At 72.3% G+C, this 21411-nt stretch carries 16 protein-coding genes; 3 read left to right on the forward strand and 13 right to left on the reverse strand.

All coding sequences use genetic code 11. The annotated features are described in order from the left end of the window. Nucleotides 1-197 precede the first annotated feature (197 nt). The 3 genes from ABVB68_RS21510 to ABVB68_RS21520 form a co-directional block, all read right to left on the reverse strand. On the reverse strand, nucleotides 198-968 hold the full coding sequence (locus tag ABVB68_RS21510; protein WP_353602721.1) for a GNAT family N-acetyltransferase: 771 nt from the start codon (nucleotides 966-968) through the stop codon (nucleotides 198-200). Between the two features lie 244 nt (nucleotides 969-1212). After that, nucleotides 1213-3246 carry an IucA/IucC family protein gene (locus ABVB68_RS21515; protein ID WP_353602722.1) on the reverse strand — a complete coding sequence of 678 codons (2034 nt, stop codon included), beginning with the start codon at nucleotides 3244-3246 and terminating at the stop codon, nucleotides 1213-1215. A 436-nt stretch (nucleotides 3247-3682) separates the two neighbouring features. Continuing rightward, nucleotides 3683-5137: a diaminobutyrate--2-oxoglutarate transaminase family protein gene (locus ABVB68_RS21520; RefSeq protein WP_353602771.1), complete on the reverse strand. Its 1455-nt coding sequence runs from the start codon at nucleotides 5135-5137 to the stop codon at nucleotides 3683-3685. 400 nt (nucleotides 5138-5537) lie between these two features. Between ABVB68_RS21520 and ABVB68_RS21525 the strand changes: the two genes are divergently transcribed. Continuing rightward, nucleotides 5538-6758, forward strand: a complete 1221-nt coding sequence (locus ABVB68_RS21525) for a trypsin-like serine peptidase (protein ID WP_353602723.1) — start codon at nucleotides 5538-5540, stop codon at nucleotides 6756-6758. Nucleotides 6759-6829: 71 nt separating this feature from the next. On the opposite strand, the gene hflX is transcribed toward ABVB68_RS21525, so the two are convergent. The 6 genes from hflX to miaA all read right to left on the reverse strand — a co-directional run bounded on the left by hflX (nucleotide 6830) and on the right by miaA (nucleotide 15554). Next, nucleotides 6830-8323 (reverse strand): GTPase HflX, encoded by a 1494-nt coding sequence (hflX, locus tag ABVB68_RS21530; RefSeq protein ID WP_353602724.1) that lies wholly within the window; start codon nucleotides 8321-8323, stop codon nucleotides 6830-6832. Nucleotides 8324-8530: 207 nt separating this feature from the next. Further along, nucleotides 8531-10033, reverse strand: a complete 1503-nt coding sequence (locus ABVB68_RS21535) for a M1 family metallopeptidase (RefSeq protein ID WP_353602725.1) — start codon at nucleotides 10031-10033, stop codon at nucleotides 8531-8533. A gap of 291 nt (nucleotides 10034-10324) precedes the next feature. Further along, complete coding sequence (locus ABVB68_RS21540) at nucleotides 10325-12559, reverse strand: RelA/SpoT family protein (protein ID WP_353602726.1); 2235 nt, start codon at nucleotides 12557-12559, stop codon at nucleotides 10325-10327. 285 nt (nucleotides 12560-12844) lie between these two features. Next, complete coding sequence (gene dapF / locus ABVB68_RS21545; RefSeq protein WP_353602727.1) at nucleotides 12845-13714, reverse strand: diaminopimelate epimerase; 870 nt, start codon at nucleotides 13712-13714, stop codon at nucleotides 12845-12847. Between the two features lie 290 nt (nucleotides 13715-14004). Next, nucleotides 14005-14508 carry a hypothetical protein gene (locus tag ABVB68_RS21550; protein WP_353602772.1) on the reverse strand — a complete coding sequence of 168 codons (504 nt, stop codon included), beginning with the start codon at nucleotides 14506-14508 and terminating at the stop codon, nucleotides 14005-14007. A 107-nt stretch (nucleotides 14509-14615) separates the two neighbouring features. Beyond that, a complete protein-coding gene (gene miaA, locus ABVB68_RS21555; RefSeq protein ID WP_353602728.1) occupies nucleotides 14616-15554 on the reverse strand; it encodes a tRNA (adenosine(37)-N6)-dimethylallyltransferase MiaA in 939 nt (312 codons plus the stop codon). Between the two features lie 183 nt (nucleotides 15555-15737). On the opposite strand from miaA, the gene ABVB68_RS21560 reads away from it, so the two are divergent. Together ABVB68_RS21560 and ABVB68_RS21565 are read left to right on the forward strand one after the other, a co-directional pair. Beyond that, complete coding sequence (locus ABVB68_RS21560; RefSeq protein WP_353602729.1) at nucleotides 15738-16034, forward strand: hypothetical protein; 297 nt, start codon at nucleotides 15738-15740, stop codon at nucleotides 16032-16034. A gap of 23 nt (nucleotides 16035-16057) precedes the next feature. Then, entirely contained in the window at nucleotides 16058-16342 is a 285-nt protein-coding gene (locus tag ABVB68_RS21565; RefSeq protein WP_353602730.1) for an antitoxin, read from the forward strand. Between the two features lie 569 nt (nucleotides 16343-16911). Here the strand turns inward: ABVB68_RS21565 and ABVB68_RS21570 are convergent. The 4 genes from ABVB68_RS21570 to ABVB68_RS21585 form a co-directional block, all read right to left on the reverse strand. Continuing rightward, a complete protein-coding gene (locus ABVB68_RS21570; protein ID WP_353602731.1) occupies nucleotides 16912-17625 on the reverse strand; it encodes a class III extradiol ring-cleavage dioxygenase family protein in 714 nt (237 codons plus the stop codon). 18 nt (nucleotides 17626-17643) lie between these two features. Further along, nucleotides 17644-17862, reverse strand: coding sequence for a hypothetical protein (locus ABVB68_RS21575; RefSeq protein ID WP_353602732.1), 219 nt, complete (start codon nucleotides 17860-17862; stop codon nucleotides 17644-17646). Nucleotides 17863-18224: 362 nt separating this feature from the next. Continuing rightward, nucleotides 18225-19754, reverse strand: a complete 1530-nt coding sequence (gene miaB, locus ABVB68_RS21580) for a tRNA (N6-isopentenyl adenosine(37)-C2)-methylthiotransferase MiaB (RefSeq protein ID WP_353602733.1) — start codon at nucleotides 19752-19754, stop codon at nucleotides 18225-18227. A 361-nt stretch (nucleotides 19755-20115) separates the two neighbouring features. Beyond that, complete coding sequence (locus ABVB68_RS21585; protein ID WP_353602734.1) at nucleotides 20116-20865, reverse strand: PP2C family protein-serine/threonine phosphatase; 750 nt, start codon at nucleotides 20863-20865, stop codon at nucleotides 20116-20118. Nucleotides 20866-21411 lie beyond the last annotated feature (546 nt).

Raw genomic sequence — 21411 nt, forward strand, 5'->3', positions numbered from 1 at the left:
CGTACGACAGTGCCCAGGCCCTTGCGGCATGTCTCACCCCTCCGGCGACCGCCACCAGCCCACCGGCCCGCATCCGGCTGCCCGCATCGGCTCGCCGCCCGGCATCCCCCTCGAAGCCTCCTCGGGTGTTTTCCGCCTAGCGGGGAACACCGCTCCCCCGCCACTCGTACTCATTGTGAGCACAAAAGCACGCACAGCTACAGAGCGTCGCGCAGGAGCCGGTCCCGGATCATGAGCGCGGCCCGCTTGTCGGGCAGGTCGATCTCCGCGGCGTACCGGAAGCCTGCGCTCAGGAAAGCGGAGAGGGAGGGGGCGTTGCGTAGATCGGGTTCCGCCACTACTCGCGCGCAGGCGGGACGCCGGTCGAGGACGAGATCGGCCACGGCTTTGAGCAGGACGGATCCAAGGCCTCGTGCACGGTCCGCGGCCTCGCCGACCAGGAGGTGGATGCCGGTGTCATGGGGCCGGGCCGGATAGTGCCGGGCCAGCGGGTCGAGGTCGGCCCGGTAGATCTCCCAATAGCTCATCGGGGTGCCGTCCAGCATTCCCAGGCACGGCATGCTGCGTCCGTCGCCGTCGAGTTGAGCCCGCAGATGGTCCTCCGTCCGCTTCCGGGGCCCGGCCAGGTCCCAGAACTCCGCGACGGCGGGGTCGTTCATCCAGCCGTGGATCAGCGGCAGATCGTGCTCGGCATGTACGGGCACCAGCTGGAAGGAGCCGACGGGGGTGGCGACCGGCCCCCACGTGTGGAGTCGGTCGAGGAGATCGGTCGTCCCCTGGGTGAAGAGAGCGAGGTACTCGGAAGGGAGGTGCAGGTCCAGCGTGTCCTCACTGTCGGCGTCGTCGTCCTCGACGGTGAAGTCGCCGAACGGGGCGTCCCGGGTGCCGCCGGTGTCCGCGCGGGGGCCGGTGCGGCCCGGGCGGGCAGAGGTGGGGCCGGGGGCGGCGTTCGCATCGGCGGGAGGCATGGTGCGCTCCTCTCAGGAGACGGACTGGGGCGTGGTCCTCGGAACTACGGGGAGGTGGAGGGCCGCTTCGTAGCAGGTCCAGGAGTCGGGAACGGGCTGGGTCCGGGTCCGGGAGCCGGCTGCGCGTGGAGTGCGGGAGTCGGGAACGGGCTGGGCGTCGGCTCCGGGAGTCGGAAATCGGGAGTCGGATCGGCGTCGGGAGCCGGCTTGGGGACGGAGACGGGTTCAGGGGACGCGAAGAGGCTCAGGAGTGGAGGGGATTGGCGATGGTGACGTAGACCGACTGGGTTTCGACCGGGCCGACGAGTTCGTCGAGGCCGTGCAGCCGGGTCAGCAGGTTGGCCTTGCAGCGCAGGACGGGTGAGTCGAGCAGGTGAGCGGGCAGGGGGGTGCGCAGGGCGCCGGGGCCCGACGCGAGAGCGGTGAGGAAGCGACGGAAGGCCGCGAGGAGCAGCCGCTCGTCGGCCAGACGCTGGGAGCCGAAGGCGCCGATCAGTCCGAGCACGTTGTTGACGGCGAGGTAGTAGGTGAAGCGTTCGTCGGTGACCGAGTCGCGGACGAAGGTGTCGCTCCGCTCGCCGATCCCCGGCAGCCGGGCAGCGAGTTCGGCGCGCCGGGACTCGCGGAAGTAGAACCCCTGGTTGTCGCGGTAACGGCCGCCTGCGGGCCAGCCGTCGCCGTCGAGCAGGAGCAGGACGTTCTGCTGGTGGGCTTCGAGGGCGATGCCGGCCTCGCCGTCCAGCCAGAGCACGGGCCGGACGACCTGCTCCAGATACCTCAGGAACCACTCCGTGGCGACCGTCCCGATGGGTCGGCCGGTGCGGGCGGCGAGTCGCGTCAGGAGCCGGGCGAGTCGGGACCGCATGGGGCGTGCGGTCTGCCGGGGCGAGGAGTCGGGTTCCGGTCCGGACAGGGGCCGGGGAGAGACGAGTCCGGCGACGCAGCCCACGTCGTCCGCCGGGGTGAACGGATTGTGTCTGATCATCACGTCCAGTCCGGGCACCGGCAGTCCGTCCGGCCCGTCCACGGCCAGCCAGGCGGGGTCGCGGACGATGTCGAAGCCGGGGTGTACCGCCTGCCACTCCCGGGACAGCCCGGTGCGCAGCAACCGGTGCACCTCGACGCCGCGATGGAGTTCCTTGCGCAGGTTCTCCCGGCGGGAGTTGGTGATGCGCAGACCGAGCGACAGCTTGAGCATCGCGGGCGCCCCGGACCGGTGGACGGTGCGCACGGAGGAGGTGGGGTGCCAGGGCGCCCCGGCGGGACCGAGGTCGCGCAGCAGTCCGGAGTCCAGGAGGGCGGCGACGGTGTCGCGGTGTCGAACCTCCCGCATCTGCCAGGGGTGGAGCGGCAGGGCGGCGTATCCGTCGGGGAGGGGAAGTGCGGCTCCGGCGAGGCGTCGGGTGAGGTGGCCGGCGGGGACGGGACGGCCCCGTTCGGTCCAGGCCGAGTCGGTGGCGAGCAGAGAGGGGGCGACGGCCAGCCAGTGCAAGGGGAAGGAGCCGCGCAGCTCGGGTGAGTAGAGGCGGACTTCGGGATCCGTCAGGCCTTCCCGGCTCTTGGGCGCCGGGTGCAGGGGGTGGCCGAGGAGAAGGGACTGCTCGGCGCTGAGGAAGAGGTCCGGGGTGTCGGCAGGGTCTGCGCGCCGCTCGCGGATGAAGACCGAGGTGTGGCGCAGGGAGTCGGCGACCCGGGTCACGAGATCGGCTCCGTCGGAGCGTGCGTCGGCGGCGATGGCTCCGGCGGGAAGGGGGCCCGAGGCCCGGGGGACGCTTCGCGGGGTGCTGGTGCTCTCGCGGGTGAACGGCGCCGGGAGGGTGATGATGTCGGAGGGAGGGGTCTTCTTGGGTGCCGTCTCCCTGGCCAGGAGCGCCGCGAGGGTGACGGCGTCGGTCGGTGGGGCGCCCTCGGGGGCGCCGGTGAAGCGGGCGGGTCCGAAGCGGTGCCAGCCCGTCGGGGACCAGTAACGGATCGGAACGGTCAGGGAGGTGCCGGTGGCGGGCAGCGGGACGTGGAGGATGCCGGTCACGGGGGCGGCGAGGCCGGTCTCGCGCACCCAGCACCGCAGCAGGTTGTCCAGGGCGGCGGCCTGCGCGGCGATGCCGGGGACGGGGTCGTCCAGCGGGTCGGCGCCGGACTCCGTCGGTCGTACCGGTGCCACGCTCCGTCTCTTCTGCTGGGGGACGGCGTCGGCGAGCGGTACGGGAGAGTTCGAGGCGGGGTCTCCCTGTTCGTCGGAAGCACCGGAGCGGCCGTCGGGGTTAGGGGTGTCGTTCATGCCGACTCCTGGGGCTGGGGCGGGGATGGTGGCGCCGGTTCCGTCGTCGGCTCGGCCGCTGGGCCCCCGTGGGCGGAAGCCGCCCGGGTGGGATCCGGGGCGGCTTCCCCGGCAAGGCCCGACGTGCGAGATGGCGGCGTGCACGACGGGCACGCCCCGCGCACCGGCGACGTGTAGGACGGCAGCACCTGTGAGTTGGCGGTGTGTAGGACGGGCACGACCTGCGCACCGGCGACGTGTACGACGACATGACCTGCGGACTCGCGGCGTGCACCTCGGCACACGACGACATGACCTGCGGACTCGCGGCGTGCACCTCGGCACACGACGACATGACCTGCGGACTGGCGGCGTGCACCTCGGCACACGACGGCATGACCCATGTGCTGGCGGCGTGCGTCTCGGCACGGCCCGGGGCTCGGCGGGTGCAAGGGGCTCAGCCTGCGCGCTGGGCAGGGCCGTTGTGCCGTCGGCGGTGAGCGCCGTGGACCAGGTGGTCGCGGGCCACCGCTGCCACCGCGTCCGTGAGGCGGTCGAGGACCGCGGCCGCCTGCTCGTCGCTGAGCGTCAGGGGAGGAAGCAGCCGGACCACGGCCGTATGGCGGCCACCGAGTTCGACGATCAGTCCCCGCTGGAGGCACTCCCGCTGAACGGCCATGGCCAGTTCGGGCGCGGCCGGGCGTGGGAGGGGGCGTGGCCGGGGGCCGCCGGGCACCACGAACTGGTCGTCGTCGGGGGGCCCTGCGCCGAAGGCCGGCCCGTCTCCCTCCGGCTCGACCAGCTCGATCCCGATCATCAGCCCTCGCCCCCGCACCTCCGCGACGCAGGGCAGGTCACCGAGGGACTGTCTGAGTTGGGCCAGCATCCGGGAGCCGAGGTCGGCGGCCCGGGCGGCGAGGCCGTTCTCGCGGACGTAGGCGAGGGTCGCGGTGCCGGCGGCCATGGCGAGCTGGTTGCCGCGGAAGGTGCCGGCGTGGGCGCCTGGCTGCCAGACGTCGAGATCGTCCCGGTAGACGATCACGGCGAGGGGCAGGCTGCCGCCGATGGCCTTGGACAGGACCATGACGTCGGGCGTGATGCCGCTGTGCTCGACGGCCCAGAAGGCACCGGTCCGGCCGACTCCGGTCTGGATCTCGTCGGCGACGAGCGGGACGGAACGGTCCTCCGTGAGCTGTCGCATGCGCCGCAGCCAGTCGTCCGGCGCGGGGATGACCCCGCCCTCGCCCTGGACGGGTTCGAGGATCATCCCGGCGGGCAGCGGTACGCCCGACTTGGGGTCGTCGAGAAGGGACTCGGTCCAGCGGGCGGAGAGTTCGGCGCCGTGCGTGCCGCCGACACCGAAGGGGCAGCGGTAGTCCTGCGGGTAGGGCAGGCGGGTGACCTGGACGTCGCGGGCACCGCCGGAAGCGGCGAGCGCGCCGGCGGTCATGCCGTGATAGGCGCCGGTGAAGGCGAGGATGCCGGTGCGGCCGGTCGCCACCCGGACCAGCTTGAGGGCGGCCTCGACGGCGTCGGTGCCGGCCGGTCCGCAGAACTGCACCCGGGCACGCTCGGCGAGGCCGGGCGGCAGTGTGCCGAACAGTTCGGTGATGAAGGCGTCCTTGACGGGGGTCGCGAGGTCGAGGACGGAGAGCGGGGCACCGGAGTCGAGGACCCTGCGGACGGCTTCCAGGACGACCGGGTGGTTGTGGCCCAGCGCCAGTGTGCCCGCGCCGGAGAGGCAGTCGAGGTAGCGGCGGCCGTCGGCGCCCTCGATGGTGAGTCCTCGTGCCCGGACCGGCACGATGGGCAGGGTCCGGGCGTAGGTGCGCGCCGCGGACTCGCGCGCCGACTGGCGTCTGAGGATCCCCTCGTGCGCGGCCCGGGCTTCCCCGTGCAGCCCACCCGCCATCGACTCCGTAACGGCCACGGCTCGTCGTCCTCCCCGCTGTTCGAAGGCATGTCGGTCCCGGGGACCGGACGCAGGCAGCAGGCCCCCCACCGCTACAACCGTGGACCGGTCGCCGGGTTACGGGTCTCCCCGAGATCATTTGCCGGAGCCCTGCCGGTCGTTGGCCGCGGGGGGTGCTGGAGGTGAGTAGACGTCAAATCGGACGATGTGCGAATGACCGGCCAGGTCAGACGGCTTGTAGCCGAACCGTTGCCGTTCCGTCGGAAGTCCCCCACGGCGAGCACATAGTGTGTGATGCCGTTCCCAGAAGGTCGTGGGACCGGCATGAACTCCCCGCGAGTCGCCCGCCGGTGGCACGACCGAAGCGCCGAGTTCCTTCACAGCAGGGGGAGTCAAGAGCATGCGATCCATACGGCCGTCGTCCACCGTTCGGCGAGGGAGGGGCGACCGCCGCACCCCCGCTCTGGCGGCGGTCGCCCTCGTCTCGGCGCTGGCGCTGACCGCCACCGCCTGCAACGGCGACGACAACGCCGCCGGCGAGCCGAGCGCCGGCGCGACCGCGGCCGGCTCCGGCGACGGAAAGATCAGGATCCCGGACGACCTCAGGGAGAGACTCAAGGCGCACGGGATCGACATCGACAAGTGGAAGAAAGGCGCCTGGAAGAACTGGAACAGGGAAGACTGGCTGCGCGAGGCCAACGACTTCGTCAACCCGATCATCAAGGGCCTGTGGAACCCGGACCGGATGCGGCACGCGGACGACCCGGACAAGGGCGTCGACGCCAACGACATCTCCGGTGACCAGGGTGTCACGGACCCGGCGCCGCAACCTGTGAAGGCGCAGGCCGTCGCGCCGCCGTACCACACCAGCGCGGCCACCTCGGGCAAGCTGCTCTTCGACTCACCCGAGGGCACCATGGTCTGCTCGGCGACGGTCGTCCAGGACCCCGCGCATCCGGGCAAGTCGAACCTGATCTGGACGGCCGGTCACTGTGTGCACGCGGGCAAGAAGGGCGGCTGGTACCGCAACATCGCCTTCGTGCCGTCGTACAACAACGCCGGCAGGTCCGCCGCCCAGCTGCAGGGCGCCAGCAGGTCCGAGATCGCCCCGTACGGCGTGTGGTGGGCCGATGCGGCGCAGACCTCCCAGCAGTGGATCAACCAGGGCGGCCAGACCGGCGGCAACGGCGCCTCGTACGACTTCGCGGTCATTCACGTCACGCCGGAGCAGGGCAGCGGCGGCAAGTCGCTGGAGGAGACGGTCGGCGGAGCACTGCCGGTGAACTTCGGGGCGCCCGCCGTGGCGAAGGTGCAGGGCATCACGGCGTCCGGCTACCCGGCGGCGGCCCCGTACGACGGCCAGCTGCTGTACCGGTGCCAGGACAAGCCGGGCCGGCTGTCCATCGAGAAGTCGGCCCCGACGATGTACCGGATCGGCTGCACGATGACCGGTGGCTCCTCCGGCGGCGGCTGGGTGGAGACGGGCGCGGACGGCAAGCCTGCGCTGGTGTCGAACACGTCCATCGGCCCGGTGAGTTCGGGCTGGCTGGCCGGTCCCCGTCTGGGCGACGTGGCCAAGGGTGTGTACGACTCGGTCAGCAAGAAGTTCGCCGGCCGCTGACACGGCTCGCCGGGGTATGACGAAGGCCCGCCGCCCTCAGGGGGTGGCGGGCCTTGTCGGTGTGCCGTGGGTCAGGCCGCGGAGGCCGGCGTGTAGGGCGCCAGGTCCGCCGCCAGCTCCTCGTGGACCCGGACCTTGATGAGGGTGCCCTCCGCGGTGTGCTCCTCGGAGATCACCTCGCCCTCGGTGTGGGCACGGGCGACGAGCCTGCCGTGCGTGTACGGCACGAGCGCCTCGATCTCGACCGAGGGACGCGGCAGCTCGTCGTCGATCAGGCCGAGCAGCTCCATGATGCCCCGGCCGGTGCGGGCCGAGACGGCGATCGAGCGCTTCTCGACCCTGAGCAGCCGCTGCAGGACCAGCGGGTCGGCCGCGTCCGCCTTGTTGATCACGACGATCTCGGGCACACCGGTGGCGCCGACGTCCCGGATCACCTCGCGCACGGCGGCGAGCTGCTCCTCCGGGTTCGGGTGCGAGCCGTCCACCACGTGCAGGATCAGGTCGGAGTCACCGACCTCCTCCATGGTGGAGCGGAAGGCCTCGACCAGGTGGTGCGGCAGATGCCGGACGAAGCCGACGGTGTCCGCCAGCGTGTACAGCCGGCCGCTCGGGGTCTCCGCGCGGCGGACGGTGGGGTCCAGGGTCGCGAACAGGGCGTTCTCGACCAGGACGCCGGCGCCGGTGAGGCGGTTGAGCAGGGATGACTTGCCGGCGTTGGTGTAGCCCGCGATGGCGACGGACGGCACCTTGTTGCGCTTGCGCTCCTGGCGCTTGATGTCGCGGCCGGTCTTCATCTCCGCGATCTCCCGGCGCATCTTCGCCATCTTCTCGCGGATCCGCCGCCGGTCCGTCTCGATCTTGGTCTCACCGGGGCCACGGGTGGCGAGGCCGCCGCCCGAGCCGCCGCCCATCTGCCGGGACAGCGACTGACCCCAGCCTCGCAGGCGCGGCAGCATGTACTGCATCTGTGCGAGCGCGACCTGTGCCTTGCCCTCTCGGGACTTGGCGTGCTGGGCGAAGATGTCCAGGATCAGGGCGGTCCGGTCGATGACCTTGACCTTGACGACGTCCTCCAGCTGGATCAGCTGGCCGGGGCTCAGCTCACCGTCGCAGATGACGGTGTCCGCGCCCGTTTCGAGGACGATGTCGCGCAGCTCCAGGGCCTTGCCGGAGCCGATGTAGGTGGCCGCGTCGGGCTTGTCGCGGCGCTGGATGACACCGTCGAGCACCAGCGCGCCCGCCGTCTCGGCGAGGGCGGCCAGCTCCGCGAGGGAGTTGTCCGCGTCCTGCACGGTGCCCGTGGTCCACACGCCGATGAGCACGACCCGCTCCAGACGGAGCTGGCGGTACTCGACCTCGGTGACGTCCTCCAGCTCGGTGGACAGACCGACCACGCGGCGCAGGGCCGCGCGCTCGGAGCGGTCGAACTGGTCTCCGTCACGCTCGCCGTCGATCTCGTGGCTCCAGGCGACGTCCTCTTCCATCAGGGCATCGGCCCGAAGGCCCTCGGGGTAGTCGTGCGCGAGGCGCTTGGCGTCCTGGGAAGGGGATGAAGAGGAGGTCATTGGATCCTTACGTCGATCGGAGTGCCGTTCCGGCTTCGGTGGTGCGGTCACCGGGACCGCTCACAGGTTTCAACGCGCGAGTACCCCGGGAGATTCCCGTGCCCCCCGCGTCGCACCGACCTGAAGATGGTCGCACGGACGGCACGTCTCGTCATCGGTTTATCGGGGGGTCGGTGCCGTTGTCGGCGGGTCGGTGTGCCGGTGCCGTCATCGGCGGGTGAGTGTCTTGTCCGGCTTGGCGGCCGCCTGGGGCTTCCAGTCGGGGTGTCCGGGCATCGGCGGGGTCTTCTCGCCGTACAGCCAGGGCTGGAAGAAGGCGTTCAGGTCGCGGCCGGCGACCGCCGAAGCGAGCCGGACGAAGTCGGCGGTGGTGGCGGTGGAGTCCCGGTGCTCCTGGACCCAGCGCCGTTCCAGCCGCTCGAAGGCGGGCCGGCCGATCTCCTGCCGCAGGGCGTAGAGCACGAGCGCGGCGCCGTCGTAGATGTTCGGCCGGAAGAGGCTGATCTTCTGGCCGGGGGCGGGCTCCTTGGGCCGGGCGGGCGGGCCGCCGGCCTCGCGCCAGCGGTCGGAGGCGCCGTAGGCGGCCTTCATCCGGTCGTCCATGGGCCGGTGCGCGGTCTCCTCGCTGTACAGCTCCTCGTACCAGGTGGCGTGCCCCTCGTTCAGCCAGACGTCGGACCAGGTGCGGGGGCTGACGCTGTCGCCGAACCACTGGTGGGACAGCTCGTGGACCATGACCGACTCGACGTACCACTTGGGGTAGGCGGGCTCGGTGAACAGCTCCTTCTCGAAGAGGGAGAGGGTCTGGGTCTCCAGCTCGAAGCCGGTGGAGGCCTGTGCCATGAGCACGCCGTAGGTCTCGAAGGGGTAGCGGCCGACCTTGCCCTCCAGCCAGGCGACCTGCTGGGGCGTCTTGGCGAGCCAGGGTTCCAGGGCCTTGCGGTCGGCGCTGGGCACGACGTCGCGGATGGGCAGGCCGTGCGGGCCCTCGCGGTGGACGACGGCGGACCGGCCGATGGACACCTGGGCCAGCTCGGTGGCCATGGGGTGCCGGGTGCGATAGGTCCAGGTGGTGGTTCCGCCGACCCGTTCCGCTCCGGCGGGCAGGCCGTTGGCGACGACGGTGTAGCCGTTCGGGGCGGTGATCCGGAAGGTGAAGAACGCCTTGTCGGACGGGTGGTCGTTGCACGGGAAGACCAGATGGGCGGCGTCCGCCTGGTTCGCCATGGCGAGGCCGTCGGTGGTCCGTACCCAGCCGCCCTCCTGGTCCTTGGCGGGCATGGGGTCGCTGGTGTGCCGGACGGTGATCCGGGTCCAGATGCCCTTGTGCAGGAAGTGTTCCGGGGTGACGACCAGGTCCTCGCCCGCGCCGGCGAAGTCCGCGGGGCGGCCGTCGACCTCGACGGACTGCACCGTTCCGTGCGCGAAGTCGAGGTTGAGGCGGTCCAGGTCCGCGGTGGTCCATGCGTCGATGGTGGTGACGGCCTGCAGCGGCTTGTCGTTGGTCCCGGGGTAGGTGAGGGCCACGTCGTACGAGGCCACGTCGTAGCCGGGGTTTCCGAGGTAGGGGTAGAGCCGGTCGCCGACGCCCAGGGGTTCGGCCGGGGCAGCGGCGGCGAGCAGACAGACGGAGACGGCGGAGGCGAGCAGGGCCGCCTTCCGGTGCCGGGAGAACCGGGGCTGGGTCCGGGGGCGTGGGGTGAGCGACATGGACCACCGCTACCAGGGCGTACCCGCGCCACGGCGGCGACGCGCGCCCGACCCACCCGAACGGGTTGGCCCCCCGCGGCCTTCCGGCCACGCCACCGACGGGTCCGCCGTCCCTCGGGCCGCCCGAGCGGGCGCCCCACCCACGCCAGCGGCGGGTCCGTCACCCCTCGGGGCCGCCCGAGCCGGCGTCCTGGCCCGGCGACCGGGGCCGTTGCCTCCGGAGCCTCCCCGAACCGGTGCACCGGCCCGGACGTGTCCCGTCGCCCCTCGGGTCCGCTCGGCGCCGCGGGCTCAGGGGGACGGTGCCTGGTGCTGGGCGCGGCTCACGTCGTACACGCCGGGTACGTCCCGCATGGCGCGCATCAGGGCCGGGAGGTGGGCCGAGTCGGGGAGCTGGAGGGTGTAGGTGTGGCGCACCCGCTGCTGGCTGGGCGGTTCGACGGTGGCGGAGACGATCTCGGCGCCCTCCAGGGCGATCGCCTCGGTCAGGTCGGCGAGCAGATGGGGGCGGCCGAACGATTCAGCGACCAGCGTGACCCGGCACTCGGCGGTGTCTCCCCAGCGCACGCCGATCTCCGCGCGCCCCCGGCTCTTCATGTGCGCCACCGCGGCGCACTCGGCCCGGTGCACGGTCACCACTCCCCCGCGCACCATGAAGCCGGTGATCTCGTCGGGCGGTACGGGCGTACAGCACCCGGCGAGCCGGACGGGCGCCCCCGGCCGGTCGACGAGGACGTCGGCGTTGCGCGGACGAACGGCCGGGGCGCCCTCGACGGCGCTGTCGGCCGGGCGCCCGGGACCGGTGTCCCCGGCCGGTCCGAACCGCGTGCCGCCCGTCTCCTCTGTGCGGGCGCCGCCGGTTTCCTCGAAGCGGGCGCCGTTCGCCTGGTCGGTTCCGTCGCCGGCGCCGGGGTGCGTCGCGAGCCAGCGCTGGATGGCGATGCGGGCGGCCGGGGTGTGGGCGTGCTCCAGCCACTCCCGAGAGGGCTCGGAGGCGGGGTCCTGGCCCATCAGGAGCTGAACGGTGTCGCCGTCCCCGAGAACGGTGCTCAACGTGGCGAGGCGGCCGTTCACGCGGGCGCCGATGCAGGCGTGCGCGTCCTCGCCGTACTGGGCGTAGGCGGCGTCGACGCAGGTGGCGCCCTCGGGCAGGCCGAGGGTGCCGCCGTCCGGACGGAAGACGGTGATCTCCCGGTCCTGGGCGAGATCCTCGCGCAGCGTGGACCAGAAGGTGTCGGGGTCGGGCGCGGCCCGCTGCCAGTCGAGGAGGCGGGAGAGCCAGCCGGGGCGGGTGGGGTCGGCGCGCTCACCGTCGGCCGGGTCGTCGGCCCCGGGGGCGTACGGGTTGCCGAGGGCGACGACACCCGCTTCGGCGACCTTGTGCATCTGGTGGGTGCGGATGAGGACTTCGACGACCTGTCCGTCCGGCCGGGCCACGGCTGTGTGCAGCGACTGGTACAGGTTGAACTTCGGTACGGCGATGAAGTCCTTGAACTCGGAGACGACCGGCGTCATGCAGGTGTGCAGTTCGCCGAGGACGCCGTAGCAGTCGGCGTCCTCGTTCACCAGCACGAGCAGGCGGCCGAAGTCGGCGCCGCGCAGCTGTCCGCGCTTGCGGGCCACCCGGTGGACGGAGACGAAGTGCCGGGGGCGGATGAGCACTTCGGCCGGGATGTCGGCCTCGCGCAGCACACCGCGCATCTCGTCGGCGACCTCGGCGAGCGGATCGCTGCGGCGGGCGGCGTTCTCGGCGATGAGTTCTCTGGTGTGGTCGTACTCCTCGGGGTGGAGGATGGCGAAGACCAGATCCTCCAGTTCGGTCTTGAGGGCCTGCACGCCGAGGCGTTCGGCGAGCGGGATGAGGACGTCCCGGGTGACCTTGGCGATCCGCGCCTGTTTCTCGGGGCGCATCACGCCGAGGGTGCGCATGTTGTGGAGGCGGTCGGCGAGCTTGATCGACATCACGCGCACGTCGCTGCCGGTGGCGACGAGCATCTTGCGGAAGGTCTCGGGCTCGGCGGCGGCCCCGTAGTCGACCTTCTCCAGTTTCGTGACGCCGTCGACGAGATAACGAACCTCCTCGCCGAACTGTTCCCGGACCTGTTCCAGCGTCACATCGGTGTCCTCGACGGTGTCGTGGAGGAGCGAGGCCGTCAACGTCGTGGTCTCCGCACCGAGCTCGGCGAGGATGAGGGTCACCGCGAGCGGGTGCGTGATGTACGGCTCACCGCTCTTGCGCATCTGTCCCCGGTGCGAGGACTCCGCGAGGACGTAGGCGCGGCGCAGGGGTTCGAGGTCCGCGTCGGGGTGGTGGGCCCGATGGGCCTCCACGACATGGCCGATGGCGTCGGGAAGTCTGCCGCGGACGGCGGGGCCGAGCAGCGCGGCCCGGCCGAGCCGGCGCAGGTCGATCCGGGGCCGGGACTTCCTGCGGGCCGCGGCGGGTGCCGCGGACGCCGTGAGCGCCTGCGGCGCTGGGGGCGCTACCGGGCCAGGGGTCGCAGGGTTCGTGGCCTCCGCACTCATGGGCACCTCCGGCTCGTGGACCGGCGGACGGGGCCCCCAGGGCATACGCGGCTCAGGGATGGCGACGTTTCCCCCGTCCGTGCCGGTGCTTGATGCTATCGAGCCCATCACGTGCGACCGACCCGCTCTCGCCGAGCGTGAAACGGATCACCCATTCGAGCGACGAGAAGGAGGTTTAGAGTTTGCGCCACCTGCCCAGGACTCGGCCGCGGTTTCGAACGACTCCGGTCAGGGAGAACCGCTGATCCGTGCCCGTGCGGCCGTCGCCCGCGAGCTTTCCGCGGGTCAGCCGAGGGCGCTTTCCAGCCAGTCGGCGTCGATCTCTCCCTCGGCGACGATCACGGCGGGGCCGGTCATCTCGATCTCGCCGTCGGGCCGTTCGGTGATGACCAGCCGCCCGCCGAGCACGTCGACGGTGTAGGTCGCCGGGGTGCCGGTGACGGCGGGATCGGCGCCGTCGCGCCGGGCCGCGGCCACGGCGACGGCGCACGCGCCCGTGCCGCAGGAGCGGGTCTCGCCGGAGCCTCGCTCGTGTACGCGCATGGCGACATGGCGGGGACCGCGGTCGACGACGAACTCGACGTTCACACCGTCGGGGTAGGCGCCCGCCGGGCTGACCGGCGGCGGGTCGAGCAGCCGGCCCGCCTGGTCGAGGCCCGCGACGAATGCGACCGCGTGCGGGTTGCCCATGTTCACGTTGCGTGCGGGCCAGCTGTGCTCGCCGACGCTCACCGTGACGTCACCCTCGGGCAGACGGGCGCGGCCCATGCCGACGGTGACGTCGCCCTCCTTCGCGATGTGGACGGACCTGACACCCGCGCGCGTGGCGATCGCGAGGTCGCCTTCGGCCACATGCCCGGCGTGCTGCAGGTAGCGCGCGAAGACACGGACGCCATTACCGCACATCTCGGCGATCGAGCCGTCGCCGTTGCGGTAGTCCATGAACCACTCCGCCTCGTCGGCCATCCCCGCGGCCTCCGGATGCGCCGCGGACCGTACGACGTGCAGCACACCGTCGCCTCCGATGCCGGCACGGCGGTCGCACAGGGCGGCGACGGTGGCCGGGGTGAGGTCGAGGGCGTTCTCCGGGTCCGGGACGATCACGAAGTCGTTCTCGGTGCCGTGACCCTTGAGGAAGGCGATCCGCGTGCTCATTCCTCGATCGTACGGGAGCGCTCCGCAGGGGCGGCCGGTGGAGTACGCGGCTCCCGGCGCCCCTGTGGCCCCGCGCGCGTGCCGTTTGATTCCCCGCGTGTGTGTCGATGCCGCGGCCTCTGTGTGGTCCCGAGCGCCCGTGTCGTCACCGCGTCGCTGTCGGTCCCTGCGCGCGTGTCGGCACCGCGTCCCCGTGGTTCCCCATGCGCGCGTAGTCACCGCGTCCCCGTGGTTCCCCACGCGCGCGCGGTCACCGCGTGCCTGTGGTCCCGCGCCCCTGTCGGGACGTTTCAGCGCAGTCTTGCCACGCGCCAGACGGCAAGGATCACGACCACGGTCACCAGCACGACGTAACCCAGCACGACCCGCCAGTCGGGGCGGCGGCCGGAGCCCCGGGCCGGCAGCCCGGGCAAGGTGTAGCCCACCCGGCGGGCGGCCATCATGCCCCAGCCCGCGGCGCAGGAGCAGATCAGCAGGCCGAGCATGGCGATGACGGCGCCACTGTCGCCGAAGTCGAAGGCGAGCGGGAAGGCGAACATCAGGGAGCCGACGGCGGAGAGTCCCACGATCGGCGCGAGCTGCCAGATACGCAGCCGGCGCTGCGGGCGCAGCTCGACCTCGACCTCGGGCCCGCCCGGGTACATCTCCTCGGGCGTCGGCCCGTCGGCGGTCACGCCGCCCGGCGTCTCGTCGGGCCCGTCGTCGGCCAGACGGTCCACGACCTGGTCCGGGTCGTCACTCTCAGTGGTGACGTGCTCGGCACTTCGTGCGGTGTCGCGAGGGCCGGCCTCCATCGCCACGCGCCCTCCCAACTAGGCTCCACTTGGTCGATCGAAGCTCGATGATGGCACGGCGCCGAAGGCCGGGATGACCGGCGGCGCATCCCGATGCCATCACGTGATCAGGCTGTGACCGGTCGTTCGACCAACGCCAGGGCCTGCCGCGGAAGTTCCCTGCGGTCCGCGACGGCCCCGCTCAACCAGTGCACACGGGGATCGCGCCTGAACCACGAATCCTGCCGGCGCGCGAAGCGCTTGGTGGCGCGCACGGTCTCCGCCCGCGCCTCCGTTTCGCTGCACTCCCCGGAGAGCGACGCGAGCACCTGCTGGTAACCCAGTGCGCGCGCCGCCGTGCGCCCCTCTCGAAGACCGCGCGCCTCCAGGTCGCGCACCTCGTCCACCAGGCCCGCGTCCCACATCCGGTCGACCCGGCGTGCGATGCGCTCGTCCAGTTCCGGACGCGCGACGTCGACACCGATCTGGACGGTGTCGTAGACGGAATCGTGCCCGGGCAGGTTCGCGGTGAAGGGCTGACCGGTGATCTCGATCACTTCCAGAGCCCGGACGACACGGCGGCCGTTGCTGGGCAGGATGGCGCGGGCGGCCTCGGGGTCGGCGGCGGCCAGCCGCGCGTGCAGCGCACCGGAGCCGCGCAGCGCCAGCTCCTCCTCCAGGCGGGCCCGCACCACGGGGTCGGTGCCGGGGAACTCCAGGTTGTCCACGGCACCGCGGACGTACAGGCCGGAGCCGCCGACCAGGATGGGCCAGCGCCCCTCGGCCAGCAGCGCGTCGATCCGCGCCCGGGCCAGCCTCTGGTACTCGGCGACCGAGGCGGTGACCGTCACGTCCCAGATGTCGAGCAGGTGGTGCGGAACGCCGCCACGCTCCTCGGTCGTCAGCTTGGCGGTACCGATGTCCATCCCCCGGTACAGCTGCATGGAGTCGGCGTTGACGATCTCACCGCCGAGCTGCTGGGCCAGGAAGACACCGAGATCGGACTTTCCGGCCGCGGTGGGACCGACTACGGCGATGACGCGCGGGGCGACTGGTGCACTGCTCACCGCACCAGTTTCGCAAACCTGCGGACGGGCTCTCGAACGAGTTACGTGACGGCGGGTGGCCCGGATCGTTGCCCGAAGCGAAGCGTCGCCTGCCGGAGTGCCGGAGGCGGTGGCCCGGGTGAGGCAATGTGACCCACCGGGTGACGCGGGAATTCGCCCGCACGAGTACCGTATGGAGTGGATATGGGCGTTTTTGCACGACTCCTCGGCAGGTCGAAGGCGACTCAGGAGGCGTCGGCCGCCGAGGCACCGTCCGACCCGGAGCCGGAGGGAGCCGAGGCGGCGACAGCGGAGCCGGCAGAGGCGGAGGGAGCCGAGTCGGCGGAGGCGAGGGGTTCGGCCGGGGACGGGCGCGACGACGAGAACGCCCGGCCCGAGGCCGGTACGGACGACGACGTGACCGGGAGCGCCGACATCCCCAAGCAGCAGTCCGCCGAGGAGGCCGCCGACAGCGAGGCCGGTGACGGCGCCCGCAGGTAACTGCCCCGCGAGGAAGGTGGACCATGGGTCTGTTGGACAACATGAAGAGCAAGCTCGCCCCGGCCAAGGACAAGGTGTCGGACCTCGCGCGGGAGCACGGGGAGAAGGTCCAGCACGGCATCGACAAGGCCGCCAAGGCCGTCGACGAGCGGACCAAGGGCAAGTACACCGACAAGATCCAGGCGGGCACGGGCAAGGCCAAGGAGGCCATGGACCGCCTCGCGCACAAGGAGGGCCAGGGTCCCGGGCCGACGACCGGCGACCCGACGATGCCGACGAGGCCGGAGGGGCCTCCACCGACCTCGTGAGGGCGCGCCGGGGGATGCCCCGGTTCCCCGATCCGGTGATCAACGGATCACCGTGAGTCAGCGGTGATCAGCGGTGATCACTGGGGCCCGCGGAGAGTACGGCGGGGATCGGCGAACGGTACTCAATGACGGTGATCAGTGGACGGCTGCGGAGCGGAACGGCTCCCGGCCGTCCGCCGTTTTCGTCGCCGGGGGGTTCCGGCCGTCCACCGTTTCCCTCTGCCGGCCCGCGTCTTGCGGCTGGGGCTCGCCGCCGCTTCCGTCTGCCGGCCGGCGTCTTCCGGCCGGGGCTACCGTTTGCGTCTGCCGGCCGGCATCTTCCCGCCGGGGCTACCGTTTCCGTCCGCCGGCCCGCGTCTTCCGGCCGGGGCTAGCCGCCGTTTGCGTCTGCCGGCCGGCGCCGTCCGGCCGGGACTCGCCACCGTTTCCGTCCGCCAGCCGACATCCTCCCGCCGGGGCTCGCCACCGTTTCCGTCCGCCGCCTGCCGATTTCGTGGCTGGCCAGGCAGTGTTTCCGTCGCCCGGCGCCCTCCGTTTCCCGTGACCGGGCGGGCACCGCGGGACGCTCGCTAGGACCAGGTGGCGACCAGGTACCCCACGCCGTAGGGCGCGTCCTCGTACAGCAGGACGCCGCTGAGGGCCGCATCATCGGCGGCCCCGGCGAGGACCTGCCAGGGGGCACGGCCCGAGGCCTTCAGCTCGTACGCCAGTTCAGCGTCCAGCGCGCGGAGGGCGGCGAGGTCCGCGGCGCCGAGGGCCCGCGCGGCTTCCGCGTCGAAAGGCGCCGCGCGCTCGTCGAGATAGCCCGGTGCCTTGAGGCTGCGGCATGCGCTGGCGTCCCCCATCACCAGGAGCGCCACCCGCGCGGCCCGCGCGCCGATCTCCCTTCCGACTTCGACGCACCGCTCGGCCGCGAGTCGTTCCCCGATGCCGAGTCCCTCGATCGGGGCATCCGCCCAGCCGGTCCGCTCGAGCAGCCAGGCCCCGACGGCGAGCGAGGGCGGCAGTTCGCGCCCGCTCGCGAAAGCCCCGGCGGGGCCGAGCCGTACGTCCAGGTCGACACCGAACCCGCGGAAGGAGCCCGGGGTGCCCTGCGGGAAGGGTCCGCGCCCGCTCCGGTCGGCGGCCCCGAGGACCACCAGCAGGTCGGGGCGGGCGGCGGCGAGCACACCGATCGCGTCCGTGCACGCCGCGCGCGCGGCGTCCAGTTCGGCTGCGGCCCCCGCGGCGACCTCGGGTACCAGAAGCGGCGGGCAGGGGCAGACGGCGGCGGCGGCAAGCATGATCGGCAGGGTACGCCGTCAGTAGGTGATGGGCCCCGAATCCCACTCCAGCTCGGTGAACAGGAAGTGGTAGGTGAACACGCCGCCGGACGATCCGTCCCCGATCAGCATCCAGCCGTCGGCGGTGCGGAACCGCCGCATCCGCACGGGATACATCGGATGGCGGGGCTGGTACAGGCGCACCAGCTCCCCGAACCGCGCCTCAGCCTCCTCACGCGCGCCGTCGATGGTGGCCATCAGCTCGTACTGCCGACGGTATGGCCCCTCACCAGGCGGTTTGTCAAGCAGCAGCGCCCACCGAGCCATCAGCTCGTCCTCCCCCGTTCCCCCGTGTCCCGATCGCCGTCGGCCACAGCCGCCGACGATCGCCGAATGCGCTCCTGCCGCGGCACGTTCACCGGAACGTGCCGCGGTCCCGGCCCGTCACCCGAACGTGCTCCGGCCATGGCCCTTCACCTGAACCTGCTCCGGACCACGGCCCTTCACCTGAACCTGCCCATGGCCCTTCACCTGCCCCTGCACCGGACCTGCCCATGGCCCTGCACCTGAACGCGGTGCGGACCCGGCCCTTCGCCGGAACCTGCTCGGGCCGTCGCCGGTCAGTCGCAGCCGCAGCCGCTGCCCGTGGCGACCGGCAGCGGCGCCGGTACGCCGATCTTCGGCAGGCCCAGCATGACGCCGGCCGGCTTGGCGGCCGCCGCGGCGTTGCGCTTCTCCCAGGCGTCCCCCGCGCGCGTGCGGCGCACGTCGAGGACGAGGCCCTCGGCGAGGAGGTGGTGCGGGGCGGCGTAGGTCACCTCGACGGTGACCACGTCACCGGGGCGCACGTCCTGCGCGGGCTTGGTGAAGTGGACCAGGCGGTTGTCGGCGGCGCGGCCGGAGAGCCGGTGGGTGGCGCCGTCCTTGCGGCCCTCCCCCTCGGCGACCATCAGCTCCAGGGTGCGGCTGACCTGCTTCTTGTTCTCCTCCCAGGAGATCTCCTCCTGGAGCGCGACGAGGCGCTCGTAGCGCGCCTGGACGACCTCCTTGGGGATCTGGTCCTCCATGGTCGCGGCCGGGGTGCCGGGGCGCTTGGAGTACTGGAAGGTGAAGGCCTGCGCGAACCGCGCCTCGCGCACCACGTGCAGCGTCTGCTCGAAGTCCTCCTCCGTCTCGCCGGGGAAGCCCACGATGATGTCGGTGGTGATCGCGGCGTGCGGGATGGCGGCCCGGACCTTCTCGATGATTCCGAGGTAGCGCTCCTGCCGGTAGGAGCGCCGCATCGCCTTCAGCACGGTGTCGGAGCCGGACTGGAGCGGCATGTGCAGCTGCGGCATCACGTTCGGCGTCTCGGCCATGGCGGCGATGACGTCGTCGGTGAAGTCACGCGGGTGTGGGGACGTGAACCGCACCCGCTCCAGCCCCTCGATCCGGCCGCAGGCGCGCAGCAGCTTGCTGAAGGCCTCGCGGTCGCCGATGTCGGAGCCGTAGGCGTTGACGTTCTGGCCGAGCAGCGTGATCTCCGAGACGCCCTCGGCGACCAGCGCCTCGACCTCGGCGAGGACGTCACCGGGGCGGCGGTCCTTCTCCTTGCCGCGCAGGGCGGGGACGATGCAGAAGGTGCAGGTGTTGTTGCAGCCGACGGAGATCGACACCCAGGCCGCGTAGGCGCTCTCGCGCCGGGTCGGCAGGGTGGACGGGAAGGCCTCCAGCGACTCGGCGATCTCGACCTGTGCCTCCTCCTGGACGCGGGCGCGCTCCAGCAGGACGGGCAGCTTGCCGATGTTGTGCGTGCCGAAGACGACGTCCACCCAGGGGGCCTTCTTCACGATGGTGTCGCGGTCCTTCTGCGCGAGGCAGCCGCCGACCGCGATCTGCATGCCCGGCCGCGAGGTCTTCTTCGGCGCGAGCCGGCCGAGGTTGCCGTAGAGCCTGTTGTCGGCGTTCTCACGGACCGCGCAGGTGTTGAAGACCACGACGTCGGCGTCCCCGTCCGACCCCTCGGGCGCCCGTACGTACCCGGCGTCCTCGAGCAGCCCGGCCAACCGCTCGGAATCGTGGACGTTCATCTGGCACCCGTAGGTGCGGATCTCGTAGCTCTTGGGGGCTTGAACGTCCACTGCGGGGCTCCGGTCGCTGCTGCTGGTCATGCGTCAAGGGTAGGTGCTCCCGGGAACGCCTCTCCACGGCGGCCGCGGCAGCGCCACCGCTGCCGGCCACCGTGCCGTCCGCGCACACGGCAGGCCCGGATACGAGGCCGGCCCGACCGCCGACACGAGGCCAGGTTCCACGACGGGCAGGAGCCCGCTCACCCGCGAACATGAGGCCCGCTCCACGGTGGACAGGAGGACCGCCCAGCAGCGCACACGAGGCCACTCACGGCGGACGCGAGAACCACTCAGCCGCGGACACGAGGCCCTACCACGGCGGACAGGGAGGACCGCCCAGCCGCGGACACGAGGCGGCGTACAAGAGGACAGTCCGGCCGCGGACACGAGGGCCGCCCCGCTCTCACCCGTCCGCGACGCGTACGATCGCGAGCGTGATGTTGTCGGGGCCGCCGGCCTCGATGGCGGCCTTCCACAGTTCGTAGGCGGCGCGGCTGTCGTCGTGCCCCCGCATCGCCTCGTCGAGCACCTCCGTCGGCAGCGGGTCGGTCAGGCCGTCCGTGCAGATGAGGTAACGGTCGCCCGGAGACAGGGGCTCGGCCGTCACATGGGCGCGGACCGCCCGGTACATGCGCGTGCCGCCCAGGCACTGGGTGACGATGGACGTGGTGCGCCGGCCGGGTTCGAGCGGGGGGCTGTCGTCGACGCTCAGCTGACGCAGCCCGTCGTCCGAGGCCGCGAAGACGCGACTGTCGCCCACGTTGAACGACAGCAGCGCGCCCGGCTCCACGACGACGCCGGCGATCGTCGTCCCCATGGCCGCGAGCCCGCCTCCCGCGTCGCCGCCGGCAGCCGCGTGGACGGCGCGGTTGCAGGCGGTCAACGCGTCGCGGACGGCGTCCTCGCCGCTCAGCGAGGGACCGAGGGAGGCGAGCCTGCGTACGACCAGAGCACTGGCCACATCGCCGCCGGGATGCCCGCCGAGCCCGTCGGCGACGGCGACGACCAGGGGCGGACCGATCGGGAAGACCAGGGTCTGCGGGCTCTCGGTCACCGTGGCGCACAAGGTCCACGGTCCGACCACGAGACTGTCCTCGTTGCGTTCGCGGACCAGCCCGGGGTGGCTGAGCGCGCTCACCGCCACGTACCCCATGGAACGTCACCGCCTTCCCGCACGGAAAGCACTGCCGCGGGCCGGGCTTGCCCGGCGTGACACGGACCGGTCGCCGACGCACGCGACTCGGGGCCGGCCGGCTCGGAGACGGTTCGACCTCTTCTCGGGCAGGTCCTGGTCACGTTCTCGGGCAGGTTCTGGTCACGGCCGCCCACGAGTCAAGGGTAGGCGTTCCCGGAGGCCCGGGGAGGCGGCCGGCAGGCGGCAGAAGCGGCCGGCAAAGGCCTGCCCGGGCCCGAGCCGCGCAGCGCCGCGACGCGGCTGCAGGCCGTGGACACGGCCACACCGGCCGGCCTCCGGCGGCGGCTGACGAAGGCAGGCCCTTCCGGGAAGGCGGGCCTTCAGGGAAAGCGGGCGCCTCCGGGAAGGCGACCCTTCAGGGAAAGCGGGCGCTTTCGGGGAGGCGAGCCCTTCTGGGAAAGCGGGCGCTTCCGGGAGGGCGAGCCCTTCTGGGAAGGCGGGAGGCGTTCGGCGGCTCAACGCTCATCGGGGCCGGGGCCGGGGCCGGGGCCTTGCCCGGTCCGC

This window comes from Streptomyces sp. NPDC096012 (assembly GCF_040426375.1).
GTDB lineage: Bacteria > Actinomycetota > Actinomycetes > Streptomycetales > Streptomycetaceae > Streptomyces.

Excerpts from the sequence above, each read along its gene's own strand:
- ABVB68_RS21510 (WP_353602721.1), bottom strand. The coding sequence starts at position 968 with ATGCCTCCCGCCGATGCGAACGCCGCCCCCGGCCCCACCTCTGCCCGC.
- ABVB68_RS21515 (WP_353602722.1), bottom strand. The coding sequence starts at position 3,246 with ATGAACGACACCCCTAACCCCGACGGCCGCTCCGGTGCTTCCGACGAA.
- ABVB68_RS21520 (WP_353602771.1), bottom strand. The coding sequence starts at position 5,137 with ATGGCGGGTGGGCTGCACGGGGAAGCCCGGGCCGCGCACGAGGGGATC.
- ABVB68_RS21525 (WP_353602723.1), top strand. The coding sequence starts at position 5,538 with ATGCGATCCATACGGCCGTCGTCCACCGTTCGGCGAGGGAGGGGCGAC.
- hflX (WP_353602724.1), bottom strand. The coding sequence starts at position 8,323 with ATGACCTCCTCTTCATCCCCTTCCCAGGACGCCAAGCGCCTCGCGCAC.
- ABVB68_RS21535 (WP_353602725.1), bottom strand. The coding sequence starts at position 10,033 with ATGTCGCTCACCCCACGCCCCCGGACCCAGCCCCGGTTCTCCCGGCAC.
- ABVB68_RS21540 (WP_353602726.1), bottom strand. The coding sequence starts at position 12,559 with ATGAGTGCGGAGGCCACGAACCCTGCGACCCCTGGCCCGGTAGCGCCC.
- dapF (WP_353602727.1), bottom strand. The coding sequence starts at position 13,714 with ATGAGCACGCGGATCGCCTTCCTCAAGGGTCACGGCACCGAGAACGAC.
- ABVB68_RS21550 (WP_353602772.1), bottom strand. The coding sequence starts at position 14,508 with ATGGAGGCCGGCCCTCGCGACACCGCACGAAGTGCCGAGCACGTCACC.
- ABVB68_RS21560 (WP_353602729.1), top strand. The coding sequence starts at position 15,738 with ATGGGCGTTTTTGCACGACTCCTCGGCAGGTCGAAGGCGACTCAGGAG.
- ABVB68_RS21565 (WP_353602730.1), top strand. The coding sequence starts at position 16,058 with ATGGGTCTGTTGGACAACATGAAGAGCAAGCTCGCCCCGGCCAAGGAC.
- ABVB68_RS21570 (WP_353602731.1), bottom strand. The coding sequence starts at position 17,625 with ATGCTTGCCGCCGCCGCCGTCTGCCCCTGCCCGCCGCTTCTGGTACCC.
- ABVB68_RS21575 (WP_353602732.1), bottom strand. The coding sequence starts at position 17,862 with ATGGCCACCATCGACGGCGCGCGTGAGGAGGCTGAGGCGCGGTTCGGG.
- miaB (WP_353602733.1), bottom strand. The coding sequence starts at position 19,754 with ATGACCAGCAGCAGCGACCGGAGCCCCGCAGTGGACGTTCAAGCCCCC.
- ABVB68_RS21585 (WP_353602734.1), bottom strand. The coding sequence starts at position 20,865 with ATGGGGTACGTGGCGGTGAGCGCGCTCAGCCACCCCGGGCTGGTCCGC.